Source organism: Alkalimonas mucilaginosa, from assembly GCF_036327005.1.
GTDB lineage: Bacteria > Pseudomonadota > Gammaproteobacteria > Enterobacterales > Alteromonadaceae > Alkalimonas > Alkalimonas mucilaginosa.
The window spans coordinates 38,636-57,891 of the sequence record NZ_JAUGZK010000006.1; the positions used below are offsets into that span (position 1 = coordinate 38,636).

Consider the following 19,256-nt stretch of genomic DNA (forward strand, 5'->3'; position numbering starts at 1 on the left):
TTTGACTTCTTTACTCAGCCAGCAAAGCGTCGGTTTTAGCGGCACAGATAAAGTCGTTTTTATGCAGGCCTTTGATGGAGTGCGACCACCAGGTTACCGTTAGTTTGCCCCACTCCAACAGCAAGGCCGGGTGGTGGCCTTCTTCTTCCGCCATCTCGGCCACTTTATGGTGAAAAGCCCAGGCCGTTTTGAAGTTTTTAAACTTGTACTGGCGCTCCAGTTGCAAAATACCGTCTCGCACGACAGGGGTCCAATCCGGGATTTGTCGCATCAATACCGGCAATTCGTCATCGGATACTCTGGGTGCATCGGCGCGGCATGCCTCGCACTTCATGGTGGTTAACTCTGACATCGATTCCTCTCTAACTTGCTTGTTTTTGTTTAGGCGGAAATTTAGGCGCATGCAAACCCAACTGCTTGGCCTGCTGCACCAGCGACATCATGTCCAGGTGCGCAATATCAAACAGATCATTGATTTGGCTGATGGTAAAGTATATTGGCTGCATGATATCAATGCGGTACGGAGTTCTTAACACATCGATGGCATCAAAGGGCTTACGCTCCGGTTTTTCCGACTCCAGCGCATAAATGGTTTCTCCCGGGGAGGATAAAATGCCGCCCCCGTAGATGCGCAGGCCGTCTTGGGTTTGCAGCAAACCAAACTCAATGGTAAACCAGTACAAACGCGCCAGGTAGACCCGGTCTTCTTTGCTGGCAGCCAGGCCAATTTTGCCATAAGCGTGAGTGAACTCGGCAAAAGCCGGATTGGTGAGCATGGCGCAATGACCAAAGATTTCGTGGAAAATATCCGGCTCTTGCAGATAATCGAACTCTTCGCGCGAGCGAATAAAGGTCGCGACCGGAAAACGCTTGTTGGCCAGCAGCTCAAAAAAGCGATCAAAGCTGATCAGTGCCGGCACTTCGGCACATTCCCAGCCGGTGGTTTCACGCAGTACTTTGCTCACTTCTTCCAGTTGCGGAATGCGATCCGTCGGCAGTTGCAGCCGCTCCAACCCGGCCATAAACTCATCGCAGGCTTTACCTTCAATGCAGCTGAGCTGACGTGTGATCAGTTCATGCCAGATTTGATTTTCTTCGTCCGACCAGGCAATAACACCATGCTCGTCGGACTGCCTCGACACATAGTTGCTTGACTTACTCATAGACACCCTGTTGCTTGTATTCTTTTGCGGGACCAGCCCTTGTAGCTGTGACCGATACTAGTCGAAATGGGTTCGGCTGTTAATCAGGCCAGCGCAACTTAGCCTGCGGCTGGTCGTAAAGATTAAATTACAACGGGGCTTACCGAGTGGTCGTCAATCAGGCTGAGCTAGCCTGCTGAGCCTGCATGGCGGCTAAAGCCTGGGCCAGATCAGCGACAATATCTTCCACCTGTTCCAGTCCTACCGAGACCCGGATCAAACCATCGCTGATGCCGGCCATGGCACGCTCTTCCGCGGTGTAAGGGCTGTGTGTCATTGAAGCCGGATGCTGGATCAGTGACTCGGCATCGCCCAGGCTCACTGCCAGGCTAAGCAACTGACATTGATTGATAAAGTAGCGGCCATCTTCCAGGCTGCCATCGAGCTCAAATGCCAGCACCCCACCCGCCGCTTTCATCTGTGTACCTAGAAAACGGTACCCGGGGTGATCTGGCAAACCGGGATAGTAAACCCTAGCTATTGCCGGGTGTTGCTGTAAAAACTCAGCCACCCGCTGTGCATTCTGACAATGGCGCTCCATCCGCACAGCCAGGGTTTTCATGCCACGGATGATCAGCCAGGCATCATGCGGACTAATGGTTCCGCCAATGTCTTTTAAGGTGGTCATTTTGATTTGATGGATCAAGCTGCTGTTGCCCACCACCAGACCAGCCACCACATCGCCATGGCCATTGAGATACTTGGTTGCGCTGTGAATGACTATATCAATGCCAAAGTCGACCGGGCGCTGCAGTAACGGCGTTAAAAAGGTATTATCAATCACTGAAAGCAAGCCATGTTGGCGGGCAAAGCTGCCCAAAAACGCTAAGTCCAGCACCACCAGATTGGGGTTAATCGGGGTCTCAGCAAACAGCAATTTGGTGTTGGGTCGAAGCGCAGCTTGCACCGCCGCATGATCAGTCATATCCACAAAGCTCACCTCGATGCCATAGCGGGCAAACTGATGACTAAACAGAGCAAAACTGCAGCCATAGACGGCTTTGCTGCATATCATGTGATCGCCCTGCTGCAAAAAAGTTAAAGTGGCCGCCGATACTGCCGCCATCCCGGTGGCTGTAGCCGCTGCATCTTCCATCCCTTCCAGTGCGGCAATTTTCAGTTCCAACTCGCGAGTCGTGGGATTACCAAGCCGGGTGTAGATGTAACCGGCTTCCTCGCCGGCAAAGCGGGCGGCACCTTGCTCGGCATTGTCGAAAATAAAGGTAGAACTTTGATACAAAGGGGTGGCTAAACTGCCATGTTCATTGCGTGTTTTACCAGCATGAATGCATAAAGTGGCTGGGGATTTTGACGTGCTGTGCATACGACCTATTCATTATTCAACGGATGGATGGATGCACTACAGATAGCAGAAATTAGTACGATTGGAAGCAAGCCAGACGGCTTGCTGTCCGGATGACTGAGCAAGCCTATGACCAGGTGTCAACGAAAGTTCACAAGTTATTGAACTCTCGGTTCAGTTGGAAAGTACTGGAAGTCACATGACGCTCTATATCCCGCAGCCGTAATTCCAGGCTGGTAAATTTATGGTTCAGATGCTGCAGTGCCTGCTTTGGCGGCTCACCTTTTTGCCACACCTGAGTTTTTACCTCGACACTGTCTTCATCCCTGCCCGGCGCAATACTGCCATGGTTGGCCTCGTACTTGGATTTCTTCTCCAGCACCACCCAGGCGGCAAAATAAAGCACCAGCACAAAGCTACCCATACCAAGGAACAAAGCGGCCAGGGTAATGATACGAACCAGCCAGTTTTCCATACCAAAGTAATCAGCAACACCGGCACAGACCCCGGCAAGTTTGCCATTGCGATCATCGCGTAATAGCGGTTTGCGTGACTTAGTCATGACGCTGCCTCCAGCGCGGGCTTTCGGCATCTAAAATCGCCTCCAGCGTTTTAATGCGTTCGGCCATTTTATCGGCTTTACGCGCCAGCTCATTGAGCTGGCCCAGTTCCTGATCGGTCAGTCCCTGACCAATCTTGTTTTTGCTACGGTAGTGCATAATCACCCATAGCGGTGCCACAAAGATCATAAATAAGATCATGGGCACGAAAATCATTTGCTGAATGTCCATAGCTGGCTCCTTGTCTGCCTGGTCCGCTTAGTCCGCTTTGCTGTCTTTTTTGCTGCCAACTTTTGCTTTTAATGCTGCCAGCTCATTATCAATCTTATCTTGCGCGGCCAACTCGGCAAATTCATCTTTCAGGGTTTTCTTACCCAGATCGTAGGATTCGACCTGCGCTTCCATCGAATCAATCTTTTGCTCATAGCGCTCAAACTTGTGCATGGCATCGTTTAGCTTATCGCTGTTCAGCGTCCGCTTCACATCCAGACGGCTGGCCACAGTTTTTTGCCGCATCAACATCGACTTCTGCCGGGCTTTGGCATCCGCCAGTTTTTCCTGCAATTGCGCCACTTCATGCTGCAATTTGTTGATGTGCTCGTCCAGTTGCGCAATATCCGCTTCCGCCGCTCTGACTTGATCGGCCGCTTTTTCACGCTCGACCAAAGCAGCACGGGCTAAATCTTCCCGCTCTTTCGATAATGCCAACTCGGCTTTGCTCTGCCAGTCAGTAACTTCATCGTTCAGGCGATTCAACGCCCGTTGCAAATCTTTTTTCTCGGCAATGGTCTTGGCAGAAGAAGAACGCACCTCTACCAGAGTGTCTTCCATCTCCTGAATGATCAGCCGCACCATTTTTTCCGGATCTTCGGCTTTATCCAGCAGCGAGTTTAAATTTGAGTTGATAATGTCTGTAAAGCGACTGAAAATACCCATCGTAGTTACCTCTTCTATTGGTTGGGATACACTAGAGACCATTCACATTTCTTGCCAACTTTTATCTATTGCTTAACTACTGATTTTATTAATGAAATAAATTATGCAGAAAGCACTAGGGCTTAGCTCTATAATGAAATACACTACTATTTGGTCATTTTCGCTAAAGTAATCCGATGCGCAGAACACAACAACAAGATAATCTGATCGGCCAGTCCAACAGTTTTCTGACCGTGCTGGAGCAGGTATCGCAAGCCGCCCCGCTAAGTAAACCGGTGCTTATTATCGGTGAACGCGGCACCGGTAAAGAATTGATAGCTGCCCGCTTGCACTTTTTGTCGCAACGCTGGGATCAGAATTACCTGACACTGAACTGCGCTGCCCTCAATGAAAACTTGTTGGAGAGTGAACTCTTTGGCCATGAAGCAGGTGCTTTTACCGGTGCCAGTAAGCGCCATGAAGGCCGCTTTGAACGCGCCAATGGCGGTACTTTATTTTTGGATGAACTGGCCAATACCCCAAGCCTGGTGCAGGAAAAATTATTGCGGGTGATTGAATACGGCGAATTTGAACGAGTCGGTGGCAGTCGCTCCGTTAAAGTCGATGTTCGACTGATATGCGCCACCAATGAAGACTTACCGGCGCTGGCCGAGCAAGGCGAGTTCCGGGCTGATCTGCTGGACAGGTTAGCTTTTGATGTCATCACCCTGCCGCCAATGCGCGAGCGACGGGAAGATATTCTGTTGCTGGCCGAACACTTTGCTATCAACATGGCACGTGAACTTGAGTTTGAATTGTTCAGTGGCTTTAGCGAGAAAGCAAAAAGAGTGCTGCTGGACTACCACTGGCCAGGCAATGTACGTGAGCTAAAAAATGTGGTGGAGCGCAGTGTCTACCGCACCAACAACCCTTATGTACCCGTGCATGAGATTTTGCTGGATCCCTTTGAGTCTCCTTTCCGTCCAAAGCAGCGGGTCAAAACCAGAGATCGCCAGACCACGGCAACCAAAACCAGCTCTTTGCAAAATGCTTCCAACGCCCCGGACCAAAGCAACCATCCAGTGCAGCCTCAAACACCAGCGCTGAACCCGGAACAACCGGTAGATTTTAAAACGCTCTCACAAGAGTTTGAAATCAATTTACTGAAGCAAGCCTTGGCGGCTTGCCAATACAATCAGAAAAAAACTGCCGAATGCCTGGGTTTAACCTATCATCAGTTACGTGGTTACATGAAAAAATACCAGTTATTGGACAGCCAGCAGGACTCTCATGCCGAAACCAGCGATTAATGCCATCGCCCCCGTCGCACTTGTTGGCTTACTGCTCACCGCATGTCAGCCTGAAATGCCAGCGGAAGTTCGCTCTGGCCTGGTGTACTGCAGTGAGGGCTCGCCAGAAAGCTTTAATCCGCAACTGATTACCTCGGGTACCACCATTGATGCCACCAGCCGTCAATTGTATGACCGTCTGCTGGATATTGATCCTGAGACCGGTGAGTTTGTCCCCGCCCTTGCCACTCATTGGGAGCGCCGCGAAGATGGTCTTAGTTACACCTTTTATCTGCGACCTGAGGTACAGTTTCACCAAACCGATTATTTTACCCCCAGCAGAGCGCTCAACTCCGCAGATGTGCGCTTTAGTTTTGAACGGGTGATGCAGCAGGACCACCCCTACCACGCCGTGAACGGTGGCGAATACCCGTATTTTCAAACCGTCGACTGGGGCAACCGCGTCACTCGTATTGCTACCCCAACAGCGGATCAGGTGGTCTTTTATCTACGCCAGCGCGATAGCTCTTTCTTATCCAATCTGGCAACCGATTTTGCCGTGATCCATTCGGCTGAATACGCGCAGCAACTGCTGGAGCAAAACCAACCTCAGCGGCTGGATACCCATCCGATAGGCACCGGTCCCTTTAAGTTTCGTGAATACCGTAAAGATGTGTTTATACGCTATTACCGTCATAATAACTATTGGGGGGTACCAAGCCAGTTGGAACAGCTGGTGATCGATATTGAACCCAATAATGCCAAACGTATGGCGCGTTTACTCACCCACGAATGCGACATCACGGCTTACCCGCGGATGGCTGAGCTGGAGCTGATCAGCAAACGGGAGGATATCCGGGTCCAACAGCAAACCAGCATGAATGTTGGCTTCTGGGCTTTTAATACCAGCAGAGCTCCTTTTGATGATGCACAAGTAAGGCGAGCACTGGCCATGGCCATTAACCGCGATGCTATTTTACAAGCGGTGTACTTTGGTCAGGCAGAGGCCGCCTCGACCCTGCTGCCCCCTACATCCTGGGGCCATAATCCTACCCTGGTAGCTGAGCGCTACGACCCCGATGCCGCCAGACAGCTGCTCAGTGAAGCGGGTTACCCCTATGGCTTTACTATGACCATCTGGGCCATGCCGATACAACGGTTGTACAATCCCAATGCCCCACGGATGGCTGAAATGATGCAAGCGGATCTGGCCCGTATTGGCGTCCGGGCCACTATTATCACTCTGGAGTGGAATGCATTTCGCCGCCAGTTACGCCTGGGTGAGCACGATTCGGTGTTGTTGGGCTGGAATGCCGACAACACCGATCCGGATAACTTCTTCCGGCCACTATTAAGCTGTAACGGCGTAAACAGCGGCACAAACAGAGCGCTCTGGTGCGATCCGGCCTTCGATGCCTTACTGGCACAGGCACTCCTGACGGATGATCAAGCAATACGCCGCAGTTACTACTGGGCCGCCCAGCAGTATCTGGCGGAACATCTGCCCTTGCTGCCGCTGGCGCATGCCAAACGTTTTCAAGCGGTGAATGCCAATATCGGCGGTATCACCATCAACCCTTATGGGGGTATTGACCTGTCCAAAGCATACAAACAGACGGCTGATGAGGATACGCCATGATCTGGCATTATCTGATACGTCGTTTATTTTTACTGTCTTTTGTATTCTTTGCTCTGACTTGCTTTGCCTTCAGCCTTGGCCATTTGTTTCCGGGCGATGCGCTGGTGAACTTCAGTGGTATTCAGCAGCCGGATGATGAACTGCTGCCGATACTGGTGCAACAATACCAGTTGGATAATGGCTATTTGCAGCAATACATCGCTTTTTTACAACGGATATTACAAGGGGATTGGGGCTTATCGCTGGCAAGCCAGCAGCCTGTGCTGCATGAGCTGATGCAGGTGTTTCCTGCAACCCTGGAACTAGTGGCTTATGCACTGCTGATCTCCTTTGTACTGGGTGTTCCTCTTGGCCTTCTGGCGGCTATCAAAGTCAACCATTGGTCTGGCCGGGCTATTTCAACCATCGCTTTGCTTGGCTATTCGCTGCCCATTTTCTGGTGGGCTTTGTTGATGATCATGCTATTTAGTATTGGCTTAGGTTGGTTCCCAACCTCTGGCCGCATTAGTGTGCTCTATGAGATCCCTGTCGTTACTGGCTTTATGCTGCCGGATATCCTGTTATCTGGCCAAACCTACTGGCAGGCTGCAATGCAGGATGCCATCCGTCACTTGTGGCTGCCCGCTTTTGTACTGGCGACCTATCCGACTACGGTAATGATTCGCTTTACCCGGGATGCGATGCTGAATGTCTGGCAACAGAGTTACATTAAGACTGCGCGAGCCAAAGGTCTGCGCCGCAGTCAGGTGCTGTATCGGCATGCCCTGCGCAATGCCATGCTGCCGGTACTGCGTCAACTTGGCCTGCAATTTAGCACTCTGGTCACCCTGGCGATGATTTCTGAACTGATTTTTTCCTGGCCCGGCATCGGTCTCTGGTTGCTCGACAGCATCAGCCAACGCAACTATCCGGCCATTCAGGGCGGTTTGCTGGTGATTTCCAGTCTGGTGATTCTGGTGAATATCCTGATGGATATACTCCATACCTTGTTAAACCCACTGGCAAGGAAGCAAGCCAATGGCTAAATTTCAGTGGTTGCAGCACAAAACAGAACATGGACCACTGAGTCAGCTCTGGGCCAGTTTCCGTCAACAGCATTCTGCGGTGATTGGCCTGATCTTGTTTGGCTTTTTTGGTTTAATCGCTTTGTTTGGTCCACTACTCACCCCTTATGATCCCTACCTGCAAAACCCGGATGTTCTGCTGTTGCCTCCATCCTGGGATGATATGGGGGATGTACGCTACTTACTTGGCACAGACGATCTGGGTCGGGACCAGTTCTCACGTCTGATCAAAGGGGCCAGTTATACCTTTGGCATTGCACTCATTACGGCATTAGGAGCTCTTTTGCTGGGCCTGTTGTTGGGAGTACTGGCAGGTATGAGTAAAGGTTTTCGTGCCAGTGTCTTTAATCATATCCTGGATCTGGCATTAACCATTCCGTCCTTACTGCTGGCTATCATTATTGTCGCGATCCTTGGCCCTGGTCTGATGAATACCATCTGGGCCATTATGCTGGCACTGCTACCCCAGTTTGTGCATGGGATACGCAACACTATTTTGCAGCAGTTGGAGCAGGATTATGTTGTTGCCTACCGGCTGGATGGTGCCAACAATTGGCAAATCTTACGTCATGTCATTTTCCCCAATACCTGGGAGCAACTCACCGTTCTGTTTAGTATGGCCTTATCCACCGCTATACTGGATATTGCTGCCTTGGGCTTTCTGGGCCTTGGTGCTCAGGCACCCGCAGCTGAATGGGGCCTGATGGTGGCAGATGCATTGGATCTGATTTACCTGTCACCCTGGAGTATTGCTTTGCCTGGCTTACTTATTTTTATTGCAGTGCTTAGCGTCAATCTGGTATCTGATGGCCTGAGAACTGCTGTGCGCAAACGACAGGAAAGCTGATGTTACTACTGGATATCCGAAATCTGACGCTGGAGCTGGAAACCAGCCAGGGCCTGATAAGAGCAGTTGATCGGGTGAGCCTAAGCCTGCGGGAAGGTGAAATACGTGGTTTGGTCGGTGAATCTGGCTCAGGTAAAAGTCTGATTGCCAAAGCCATTGTCGGGGTACTGAATCAACGCTGGCGCATCAAAGCCGATCGCTTCCACTGGTGCGGTGTCGATTTGCTGCAACTCCCGTACGATCAGCAACGAAAGATTATTGGTCGTGACATTGCGATGATCTACCAGGAACCGAGTAAATGTCTGGATCCTACCGCTCTGATAGCGGAGCAGTTGCATGAGTCGATCCCCAATAGCCAGCTGAAAGGAAGCTGGTGGAACAGAGCCCGGCAAAAGCGTAAAAAAGCCATCGCGTTGCTGCATAAAGTAGGTATCAAGGAACATCAATCGGTGTTGGAAAGCTACCCTTATCAGTTATCGGAAGGGGTCTGTCAAAAAGTGATGATCGCCATGGCCATTGCGAAAAATCCGAAGTTACTGATTGCCGATGAGCCCACCACGGCACTGGAGGCTTCGACTCAGGCCCAACTGTTTCGTTTAATCAGCAGCCTGAATCAACTAAAAAGCATGTCCGTACTGCTGATCAGCAACGAGCTGGATAGTATCGCCCGCTATACCCATCGTTTATCGGTCCTCTACTGTGGCCAGTTGGTTGAATCCGGCGAAACCGCTAAACTATTAGCACAACCCTATCACCCTTACACCGATGCACTGATTAAAAGTGTGCCTGAGTTTCAACCAGACTTGGCACCCAAAAGCCAATTGTACGCTCTGCCGGGAAGTATCCCCACCTTGCAACATCTGCCGGTGGGTTGCCGGCTGGGCCCACGTTGTCCCAATGCCCGCCGTGAATGTGTGCATACTCCCAGCCTGGAGCGCAAACAGCATCATTACTTTAGCTGCCATTTCCCACTGCAGTACAAGGAACCACGATGAGTCATTTGTTGGAAGTGGTCGATCTAAGCAAGAGTTACCGCAAACAGCAGGGGTTATTCCGGCAAACCACGGTTACAGCACTGGACCAAGTGAGTTTTTCCATGAATGCTGGTGAAACCCTGGCGGTGGTAGGAGAGACTGGCTCAGGAAAAAGTACGCTGGCTAAAGTGCTGGTTGGCATAGAACAACCTGATCAGGGGGAAATCCGCCTGGCTGGTCAGTCCGTTACCCTCAGTCATTATCGGAAATACAATCATGTAATCCGCTACATGTTCCAGGATGCCGAGCGGGCGCTGAACCCAAGTCAGAAAGTTGGAGCCATGCTGGACGATGTGCTGCGCTTTAGCACAGTACTGGATGAAAAACAGCGACAGCAGAAAGTCCTGCAGAGCCTGCAACAAGTTGGCTTGTTGGATGAGCACATTGGCTTTTATCCGCACATGTTTTCAGCCGGACAACAACAGCGGCTGGCTCTGGCCAGGGCTTTGATCCTGGACCCCAAGATCCTGATCCTGGATGAAGCCCTGACCGTGCTGGACCCGACATTGCGGGCCCAAATTGTCAACTTGCTGCTGGAGTTACAGCAACAAAGAAGCTTGTCGTATTTGCTGATCAGTAAGAACTTACGGCTGGTTCGCCATATCAGTGACTATTGCCTGGTGATGCAGCATGGCAAGGTTGTCGAGTCCGGTCCAACGGAGCAGCTGTTGCTGCAACCACAGCACCCGCATACGAAAAAACTGATGGGACTAAGTTAAGTACGCAGCTTCTCCAACAAAAACCCCGCGACAAAGCGCGGGGTTTTATTGCTACCCTACCGTGTGTTAGAAACGCTCATCCGTGACATCCAGGCGGGGCCGTTTAATTTTTGCATTGGCTTTCAATGCCGCCAGCATGGCTTCGTAAGTCTGTTGCGCATGCTGGTTAGCAAAGCGCTCCAGATCTTCGACACCTGGCTTTTCAGTTACTTCAACATCGCGAACTGCTGTGACCGCTACCAGAGCCATATCACCACTCATCAGCTCAACCAGTTCGGCACTCACTGCTTGCTCTTCATTCGGTCGAGGCAGAGCAAAAGCTTTGGCGCGGATCTCCGCATCCAGGCTGCCACCAAAACGTGAAGCGTTGTTGGCCGTTTGAGGCTCCAGCCCCACAGCTTTAACAGCCGCAGCAAAATCACCGTCTTGACGGAACTGCGCCAATACCGCATCCGCTTGCTGACGAGCCAGCTCTGAGCTCTGCTGACGGCGCAGTGATGCCACTACCTGATCCCGCACCTCGTCCAGCGACTGTGTGCGGGCAGGCTGATGCTCGGTCACACGGACCACCACTTGATGTTGGGCACCAATTTCAATCGGCTCACTGTTCAAAGCCTGGCCAATAAAGCGCAAATTAAACAAACGCTGCAGTACCTGCGGATGGTTTAATGGGGCTGGGGCCTGCTGACGTGAGAATAAAGCCTGACTGCGCAGGGGCAATTGAGTCACATCAGCTGCTTCCTGCAGATTGTCTGGCACATCGAAGCTGACATCCGCAAGCAATTGCTGGATCTCAAAGAAGCGATCATAAGCACGCTCTTGCTGCAGACTATGGATAATATCCGTTTTCACCTCAGCAAAATCTTGTGGTACTGACGGTTCAAAATTGTGCAGTTGAATAATATGGTAACCAAAGCTGCTTCGTACTACCGGGCTCAAAGCACCTTGCTCTGTTAATGCGTAAGCAGCATTCTCAAAAGAAGCTTCCATATCCCCGCGATTTAACCAAGGTAGCACTCCACCTTCTGCTGCGGAAAAAGTATCGTCAGACTCTCGGGCGGCAACTTCGGCAAAGTTGGCTCCAGCCTGTAACTCAGCCAGTACCTGTTCTGCTTTGGCTTTGATCTCATCATTGCGACCATTGCTCTCAAACAGGATGTGCGCCACCTGACGACGTTCTTCAGTACTGTATAAAGCCAGATTTGCGTCATAAAATGCCCGTGCTTCGGCTTCAGAGACTGAAATCTCCCGTGCGATCTGCTCTACCGACAACTCAATAAACTGCACCGCTACTTTTTCTTCCGTTTCATAACGCTGTAAGTTGTCGTAATAAAACTGCTCGATCATCGCATCTGTCAGTTCCACCTGATCAACAAATTTTCCAGCAGAAAATATCACATGCTGGATATCCCGGCTTTGCTGTTGCAAGGCAAGCAAACGCTGCAATTCTCGCGGAGTGGCAAACTCAGATAAAATCAGGCCACGGATCAGCTGTTGGCGGGTCATTTGCTCCCGCAGCATATCGCGGAATTCTCCGGTTTGCATGCCCGTCTGGCGTAACAATGCCAGATAACGTTCATTATTAAACTGACCACCGATCTGGAATTCAGGCAATGAACGTATCAAATCACGCACCACGTCATCGCTGACGCGAAGCCCCAGTTGTCTGGCGTATTGCTTTTGCAATGTCTCGTCAATCAACCGCTCCAGTACATCGGCACGAAAACCCGCCATATACGCCTGGTCGGATGCCAACATTTCGAACATCTCACCAAACTGCTGTTCCATCCGGGCCCGCTCACTTTGGTAAGCCTGCTCCAGAGCAACCCGTGATACGCTTTCGCCATTCACCTCTGCAGCCGGTGTTTCCTTGGTTGAACCAAGGTAGCCACCCACCCCGGCCAGGGCGAATGTCAGGATCACCAAACCAAGAATAATCTTGGCGGTTAGTCCCTGTGAACCTTCTCTGATTTTCTCTAACATCGTGCCTTTATCTCTGTTTGCAACGCATAAAATCACGTCATAAAAAAAGCGCATCTTAACAGATGCGCCTTTCTGATTGAAGTCCTGGCGAAGCAGTTGGCGATGAAACCTGAAGCCTTAAAATTAGTTGCTTTCGCTACCAATACACTACTTCGGATGCCTGACTGGTTTACCCGGCGCGCCGAGTAAAGCTCATTCTTAGTTGACTGCGTCTTTTAACGCTTTGCCTGGCTTGAATGAAGGAATCTTCGCTGAAGCGATCTGGATGGTCGCACCCGTTTGTGGGTTGCGGCCGGTACGGGCAGCACGCTCACGAACAGCATAAGTACCAAAACCAACCAGAGCAACAGAATCACCCTCTTTCAGAGCCTCAGTCACAGCACCGATAAAAGCGTCCAGCGCACGGCCAGCATCGGCTTTAGACAGTTCTGCACCAGCAGCAATTTTGTCGATAAGTTGAGACTTGTTCACAATATCATCCCCTTCAATTGTTATTGTTTTCAACAACTACACGTATTGATGTTGTAATCACGCTCCTTGTTATAACAAGCATTCAGAGCGCTTGCAAGCAGAAGAGAGCTTCATACAACAATTTTTCCACTTTGAGCCCAGCCCTTATCAGATAAGGGCTGGAGAACTTTCACTAAGTTAGCACAGCCATAGAGAATGAAAAGCCTTTAATGGGCATTTTTTTCTATTTTTGCGCTTTTTGCTGCTTTTTTTGTCAGGATCTCAGGCTGAAAGCGGCTTATCGGCTCTTGCAGAGCCAACTCCAACACTTCGTCAATCCATTTAACCGCTTTAATTTCCAGATCGGCTTTGACGTTGTCAGGAATTTCTTTTAAATCGCGCAGGTTATCATGTGGGATCAACACCCGCTTGATACCACCACGATGTGCTGCCAGCAGTTTTTCTTTCAAACCACCAATCGGCAGTACTTCACCGCGCAAGGTAATTTCACCCGTCATGGCGACATCTGCCCTTACCGGATTGCCGGTTAAACTGGAGACCAGGGCCGTCACCATGCCAATACCAGCGCTCGGACCATCTTTTGGTGTCGCACCTTCTGGTACATGCACATGGATATCACGGGTTTCGTAGAAGTCATCATTAATACGCAGCAATTCTGCCCGGCTACGCACAACGGTCATTGCCGCCTGAATCGATTCTTTCATCACATCACCGAGCGAGCCGGTAAAAGTGAGTTTGCCTTTACCAACTACGGCGGCAGCTTCAATGGTCAGTAAATCACCACCCACTTCGGTCCAGGCCAGGCCAGTAACCTGACCAATGCGGTTGTTGTCTTCTGCTTTGCCATAGTCATAACGCTGCACCCCCAGATAGCTTTCCAGGTTCGCTTGCTCTATTACCACGGTTTTGGTGTCTTTGTTCAGCAAAATTTCTTTGACTGCTTTGCGACACAGCTTGGAAATTTCCCGCTCCAGGCTACGTACCCCGGCTTCCCGGGTGTAATAACGGATAATACCGATAATGGCATCGTCTTTAATGTCGATTTCATGCGGTTTTAAGCCATTACGTCCTACCTGCTTGCTGATCAGATGCTGCTTGGCAATATTCAGCTTTTCGTCTTCGGTGTAACCGGACAGACGAATGACCTCCATCCGATCCAGCAAGGGTGCCGGAATGTTCAGACTGTTGGACGTAGCAACAAACATCACATCGGATAAGTCGTAATCAACTTCCAGGTAATGATCGCTGAAGCTGGTGTTTTGCTCTGGATCCAGCACCTCCAGTAACGCCGCGGCTGGATCGCCCCGGAAATCTGAGGCCATCTTGTCGATTTCATCCAACAGAAACAGCGGATTACGCACCCCTACTTTGGCCATTTTCTGGATAATCTTGCCTGGCATTGAGCCAATGTAGGTACGGCGATGACCACGGATCTCTGCTTCATCCCGCACGCCACCCAGCGCCATTCGCACGTACTTACGGCCGGTGGCTTTGGCAATCGACTGCCCTAACGAGGTTTTACCCACCCCAGGCGGGCCAACCAGGCACAAGATCGGGCCTTTTAATTTATTGACCCGCTGCTGCACCGCCAAATACTCGATGATGCGCTCTTTCACTTTCTCCAAACCGTAGTGATCCGAGTCGAGAATTTTCTCAGCACCGGCCAAATCCTTTTTCACCTTACTACGGGTTTTCCAGGGCACATTGCTCAACCAGTCGATGTAGCTACGTACCACCGTAGCTTCCGCCGACATCGGCGACATCATCTTCAGCTTTTGCAGTTCGGCTTTAGCCTTATCCGCCGCTTCGGCTGGCATTTTGGCTTGCTCTATCTTATTGCTCAGCGTTTCAAATTCGTCCGGCGCATCTTCCAACTCGCCCAGTTCTTTTTGAATGGCTTTCATTTGCTCATTCAAATAGTACTCGCGCTGGCTTTTCTCCATCTGTTTTTTAACACGACTGCGGATACGACGTTCGACCTGAAGGATGTCGATTTCGCTTTCCATCATCGCCATTAAGAATTCAAGCCGCTCGGTGACATTGCTGATTTCCAGCACCTTTTGCTTGTCTTCAACTTTAAGCGGCATATGAGCAGCCATGGTATCGGCCAAGCGGGCTGCATCCTCGATGCCACTTAAGGCTGTCAGGACTTCCGGCGGGATCTTTTTATTCAGTTTGATGTAACCTTCAAACTGATTGATAGCAGAGCGTAGGAATACCTCTTGCTCTTTGCTGTCGACATCCGAGGTAGCGACCATTTCGATATCAGCAGCAAAACTGTGTTCGGTTTCGGTAAATTCAAGCAAACGGGCCCGCTGGCTGCCTTCTACCAACACTTTTACAGTGCCATCCGGTAATTTAAGCAGTTGCAAAATGGTGGCCACAGTACCAATCTGGTACAGGTCTTCAGCTTTAGGATCATCCTGGCTGGCGTCTTTTTGTGCCACCAGAAAAATTTGCTTGTCATTGTCCATGGCGGCGTCCAGGCATTTGATGGATTTCGCCCGACCGACAAACAAAGGGATCACCATATGCGGGTATACCACCACATCGCGCAGAGCCAACACCGGCATATGACGACGTTCAATCTGTTGTTCAGTCATTTTTCACTCTCGAATAAGTTGCATGCAGCTGCAAACGGATATGGTAACTATATGAGGCCGGTTTTCAGAACTTCAATTGCTTGCTGCTGATTTCCTGCATCTGCATGTGCCAAGCCTGAAATAGCCCGGGCAGCAGCTCGCTGCCCGGTGAAGGTTTAATGCGATTCAGCGACCGCAGGATCTTTACGTTGGTAAATCAAAATAGGATCGGACTCACCGCGAATCACGGTATCATCAATCACTACCTTGCTGACATCTTCCATCGATGGCAGCTCGTACATGGTATCCAGCAACACACCTTCGACGATGGATCGCAAACCACGGGCACCGGTTTTCCGCTCCATGGCTTTTTGCGCAATGGCCTTTAACGCATCTTCACGGAACTCCAGCTCGACCCCTTCCATATCAAACAAAGAGGCAAACTGTTTGACCAGTGCATTCTTTGGCTGACTAAGGATTTGCACCAGCGCATCCGCATCCAGCTCGGTTAAGGTAGCCACCACTGGCAAACGACCAATGAACTCCGGGATCAGACCGTACTTCACCAAATCTTCCGGTTCAACATCTTTGAAGGTTTCAGTCAGACTGCGGCTGCTTTCTCTGCTTTTCACTTCAGCGCCAAAACCAATACCGGCGCCTTTGGCAGAGCGTTGCTCGATCACCTTATCCAGCCCGGCAAAAGCACCACCACAGATAAAGAGGATCTTGGAAGTATCAACCTGCAAGAACTCCTGCTGCGGATGCTTACGGCCACCTTGCGGAGGTACCGAAGCAATGGTGCCTTCAATCAGTTTTAACAAGGCCTGCTGCACGCCTTCACCCGACACATCTCTGGTGATAGAAGGGTTATCGGACTTGCGGGAAATTTTATCAATTTCATCGATGTAGACGATGCCACGCTGGGCTTTTTCTACGTCGTAGTCGCATTTTTGCAGCAGCTTCTGAATGATGTTTTCCACATCTTCACCGACATAACCTGCTTCGGTTAAAGTGGTGGCGTCGGCCATGGTAAAAGGCACATCCAGCAAACGGGCCAGGGTTTCTGCCAGCAAGGTTTTACCGCTGCCAGTTGGACCAATCAGCAGGATATTGCTTTTGCCCAGCTCAACATCCGGCTTGTTGCCTGCATTACGCAACCGCTTATAGTGATTGTACACAGCGACAGCCAGGACTTTTTTGGCATGCTCCTGACCAATCACATAGTCATCGAGGTGATGACGGATTTCATGCGGAGTAGGCAGTTTATCTGCTTCACGCTTGGGCGAGATATCCTTGATTTCTTCACGGATAATATCGTTGCATAAATCGACGCACTCATCACAGATATAAACCTGCGGGCCTGCGATCAGCTTGCGCACCTCGTGCTGTGACTTGCCACAAAAGGAGCAGTACAACAATTTACCGCCTTTGTCACCGTCAGTGCGGTTATCAGCCATGTAACTTCCTCTTTCACTTCCCCCGCAGTAACGTACTGGGGGCATTGCTACTTCATACCATAGCAAAAAAATGCCGTTATTTCGCGTCCCGTTGTGTCAAAATTGCATCAACCAGGCCATATTCTTTTGCCATCTCGGCGGTTAAGAAGTTATCGCGCTCAGTGTCATGGCAAATTTTCTCGTAGCTCTGGCCGGTATGCTCTGCCAGTAAACGATTCAATCGTTCCTTTATACTTAAGATCTCACGGGCGTGGATCTCAATATCGGTAGCTTGCCCCTGAAAACCGCCGAGCGGCTGGTGGATCATCACCCGGGCATTCGGCAGACAGAAACGTTTGCCCTTGGCACCACCGGATAACAGAAAAGCACCCATGCTGGCAGCCTGGCCCATACAGACAGTAGCTACATCCGGCTTGATAAACTGCATGGTATCGTAAATCGACATGCCGGCTGTGACGACACCACCTGGAGAGTTGATGTAAATGTAGATGTCTTTTTCCGGGTTCTCAGACTCTAAGAACAACAGCTGTGCGCAAATCAGATTGGCCATGTGATCTTCCACCGGACCGGTAAGGAAAATAACACGCTCTTTCAGCAAGCGGGAGTAGATATCAAAAGAGCGCTCACCTTTGGCGGTTTGTTCAATCACAATGGGAACTAAAGCGTTGATAAGATCCTGATGTGGCGTGTTTTGAAACGACATAGATAGCTTCCTGATGAGTGGCGGTTTACCGCCGGAAAATGAAATGGCCCGAACAAAATGTCCGAGCCATTAAAACTGCGTTACCAACAGAAGTCAATCCTAGTTGACTTAGCCAGCTTAGTTGGCAGCCTGTTGTGGATTCATGATCTCATCAAACTTGGCAGGGGCATCGGTCACAGTGGCTTTGCTCAGTACCAGCTCGATGGCTTGATCTTCCAACGCAACGTTACGCATGCTTTGCAGCAGCTCTTGATTGCTGTTGTAGTACTGGACGACTTCCTGCGGGTCTTCGTAAGCAGACGCCACATCGGCAATCAGCTCCTGCACACGGCTGTCGTCTACTTTCAGCTCATTGGTCTTGATGATTTCGCCCAACAACAAACCAACTTTCACGCGATCTTTGGCTTGCTCTTCAAACAAGGACGCTGGCAGCTCTGGCAATTGCTTCGGATCCAGGTTCTGACCAAAGCGTTGCATGGCTTGCTTACGCAGCACATCAACTTCACCGGCAATCAACGACTTAGGAACTTCTACTTCGTTGTTGGCTAACAGGCCTTTGATCACTTGATCTTTGACTTTGCCACGTACCGTTTGCTTTAACTCACGCTCCATGTTTTTACGCACTTCCGTTTTCAGTGCATCCACCGTAGCTTCGGTTAAACCAAACAAAGCAGCAAACTCGTCGTTCAATTCAGGCAGAACCTGCTTTTCCACTTTCTTCACAGTCACTGCGAAGCTGGCAGCTTTGCCTTTTAAGTTTTCAGCATGGTAATCTTCCGGGAAAGTGACTTCCAGCGTGGTTTCCTCACCGGCTTTCTTGCCAATCAGGCCTTCTTCAAAGCCTGGGATCATGCGGCCCTGGCCAAGTTCCAGCGTAAAGTCAGAGGCTTTGCCGCCTTCAAACTCTTCACCATCAATGCTGCCAACAAAGTCCATAATGATACGGTCATTTTTAGCTGCTTTGCCTTTTTTCTCGGCCCAGCTGGCGTGTTGCTTGCGCAGGGTTTCCAGCATTTTGTCCAGATCGGCGTCATTGATTTCGACAACCGGCTTGCTGACTTCAATTTTGTCCAGTGCCTGCACTTCAACTTCAGGATAGACTTCAAAAGTGGCAGCGAACTGCAAATCTTTACCTGCTTCCAGTGCCTGTGGTGCGAAGGTTGGAGAACCAGCAGGGGTAATTTTCTGCTCAATAATGGCTTCGTAGAAGCTGCGCTGCATTTGCTCGGAAGCAACTTCCTGCAATACCGCTTGACCATAACGCTTTTGAATGATGGATACAGGCGCTTTGCCTGGACGGAAGCCGTCGATGCGCTGGCGCTTAGCCAGATCACGCAAACGGTTTTTAACTTCAGACTGAATGGCATCAGCCGGTACGGTAATGGTTAAACGGCGCTCTAAACCCTGAGTGGTTTCCACAGAAACTTGCATCTTGTTACCTCAAAATCAAATTCAGGCGCTTGATGTCACGCCGAAAAAATCGAGTCT

The 19,256-nt window shown here is 50.4% G+C and carries 18 protein-coding genes; 6 read left to right on the forward strand and 12 right to left on the reverse strand.

Annotated elements, in window-relative coordinates; genetic code table 11:
* Positions 1–10 precede the first annotated feature (10 nt).
* From QWF21_RS09625 to pspA, 6 genes are all read right to left on the reverse strand, one after another.
* Positions 11–352, reverse strand: a complete 342-nt coding sequence (locus tag QWF21_RS09625) for a 4a-hydroxytetrahydrobiopterin dehydratase (protein ID WP_330087839.1) — start codon at positions 350–352, stop codon at positions 11–13.
* Between the two features lie 10 nt (positions 353–362).
* Positions 363–1,163 carry a phenylalanine 4-monooxygenase gene (gene phhA / locus QWF21_RS09630; RefSeq protein WP_330087840.1) on the reverse strand — a complete coding sequence of 267 codons (801 nt, stop codon included), beginning with the start codon at positions 1,161–1,163 and terminating at the stop codon, positions 363–365.
* A gap of 157 nt (positions 1,164–1,320) precedes the next feature.
* The gene (gene megL, locus QWF21_RS09635; protein WP_330087841.1) at positions 1,321–2,526 is read right to left on the reverse strand and encodes a methionine gamma-lyase; all 1,206 of its coding nucleotides are present in this window, start codon (positions 2,524–2,526) and stop codon (positions 1,321–1,323) included.
* A 130-nt stretch (positions 2,527–2,656) separates the two neighbouring features.
* Positions 2,657–3,067, reverse strand: coding sequence for an envelope stress response membrane protein PspC (gene pspC, locus QWF21_RS09640; RefSeq protein WP_330087842.1), 411 nt, complete (start codon positions 3,065–3,067; stop codon positions 2,657–2,659).
* On the reverse strand, positions 3,060–3,296 hold the full coding sequence (pspB, locus tag QWF21_RS09645; protein ID WP_330087843.1) for an envelope stress response membrane protein PspB: 237 nt from the start codon (positions 3,294–3,296) through the stop codon (positions 3,060–3,062). The genes pspC and pspB overlap by 8 nt, the downstream gene beginning before the upstream one ends.
* Before the next feature lie 27 nt (positions 3,297–3,323).
* Positions 3,324–4,001: a phage shock protein PspA gene (gene pspA, locus QWF21_RS09650; protein ID WP_330087844.1), complete on the reverse strand. Its 678-nt coding sequence runs from the start codon at positions 3,999–4,001 to the stop codon at positions 3,324–3,326.
* A gap of 176 nt (positions 4,002–4,177) precedes the next feature.
* Here pspA and pspF point away from each other — a divergent pair, with 176 nt between their 5' ends.
* The 6 genes from pspF to QWF21_RS09680 are packed head-to-tail and all read left to right on the forward strand — an operon-like array spanning position 4,178 to position 10,572.
* Entirely contained in the window at positions 4,178–5,290 is a 1,113-nt protein-coding gene (gene pspF / locus QWF21_RS09655; protein ID WP_330087845.1) for a phage shock protein operon transcriptional activator, read from the forward strand.
* The gene (locus QWF21_RS09660) at positions 5,271–6,908 is read left to right on the forward strand and encodes an ABC transporter substrate-binding protein (RefSeq protein WP_330087846.1); all 1,638 of its coding nucleotides are present in this window, start codon (positions 5,271–5,273) and stop codon (positions 6,906–6,908) included. The genes pspF and QWF21_RS09660 overlap by 20 nt, the downstream gene beginning before the upstream one ends.
* On the forward strand, positions 6,905–7,933 hold the full coding sequence (locus QWF21_RS09665; RefSeq protein WP_330087847.1) for an ABC transporter permease: 1,029 nt from the start codon (positions 6,905–6,907) through the stop codon (positions 7,931–7,933). Before QWF21_RS09660 ends, QWF21_RS09665 begins: the two co-directional genes overlap by 4 nt.
* Positions 7,926–8,819, forward strand: coding sequence for an ABC transporter permease subunit (locus tag QWF21_RS09670; RefSeq protein ID WP_330087848.1), 894 nt, complete (start codon positions 7,926–7,928; stop codon positions 8,817–8,819). The genes QWF21_RS09665 and QWF21_RS09670 overlap by 8 nt, the downstream gene beginning before the upstream one ends.
* Entirely contained in the window at positions 8,819–9,814 is a 996-nt protein-coding gene (locus tag QWF21_RS09675) for a peptide ABC transporter ATP-binding protein (RefSeq protein WP_330087849.1), read from the forward strand. The genes QWF21_RS09670 and QWF21_RS09675 overlap by 1 nt, the downstream gene beginning before the upstream one ends.
* Entirely contained in the window at positions 9,811–10,572 is a 762-nt protein-coding gene (locus QWF21_RS09680) for an ATP-binding cassette domain-containing protein (RefSeq protein ID WP_330087850.1), read from the forward strand. Before QWF21_RS09675 ends, QWF21_RS09680 begins: the two co-directional genes overlap by 4 nt.
* Before the next feature lie 66 nt (positions 10,573–10,638).
* On the opposite strand, the gene QWF21_RS09685 is transcribed toward QWF21_RS09680, so the two are convergent.
* From QWF21_RS09685 to tig, 6 genes are all read right to left on the reverse strand, one after another.
* Positions 10,639–12,555 (reverse strand): SurA N-terminal domain-containing protein, encoded by a 1,917-nt coding sequence (locus QWF21_RS09685; RefSeq protein ID WP_330087851.1) that lies wholly within the window; start codon positions 12,553–12,555, stop codon positions 10,639–10,641.
* A 198-nt stretch (positions 12,556–12,753) separates the two neighbouring features.
* Positions 12,754–13,026: a nucleoid-associated protein HU-beta gene (gene hupB, locus QWF21_RS09690; protein ID WP_330087852.1), complete on the reverse strand. Its 273-nt coding sequence runs from the start codon at positions 13,024–13,026 to the stop codon at positions 12,754–12,756.
* 206 nt (positions 13,027–13,232) lie between these two features.
* Positions 13,233–15,629 (reverse strand): endopeptidase La, encoded by a 2,397-nt coding sequence (gene lon / locus QWF21_RS09695; RefSeq protein ID WP_330087853.1) that lies wholly within the window; start codon positions 15,627–15,629, stop codon positions 13,233–13,235.
* Between the two features lie 155 nt (positions 15,630–15,784).
* Positions 15,785–17,065 carry an ATP-dependent protease ATP-binding subunit ClpX gene (gene clpX / locus QWF21_RS09700; RefSeq protein WP_330087854.1) on the reverse strand — a complete coding sequence of 427 codons (1,281 nt, stop codon included), beginning with the start codon at positions 17,063–17,065 and terminating at the stop codon, positions 15,785–15,787.
* A gap of 76 nt (positions 17,066–17,141) precedes the next feature.
* Positions 17,142–17,768: an ATP-dependent Clp endopeptidase proteolytic subunit ClpP gene (clpP, locus tag QWF21_RS09705; RefSeq protein WP_330087855.1), complete on the reverse strand. Its 627-nt coding sequence runs from the start codon at positions 17,766–17,768 to the stop codon at positions 17,142–17,144.
* 117 nt (positions 17,769–17,885) lie between these two features.
* Positions 17,886–19,199 (reverse strand): trigger factor, encoded by a 1,314-nt coding sequence (gene tig / locus QWF21_RS09710; RefSeq protein WP_330087856.1) that lies wholly within the window; start codon positions 19,197–19,199, stop codon positions 17,886–17,888.
* Positions 19,200–19,256 lie beyond the last annotated feature (57 nt).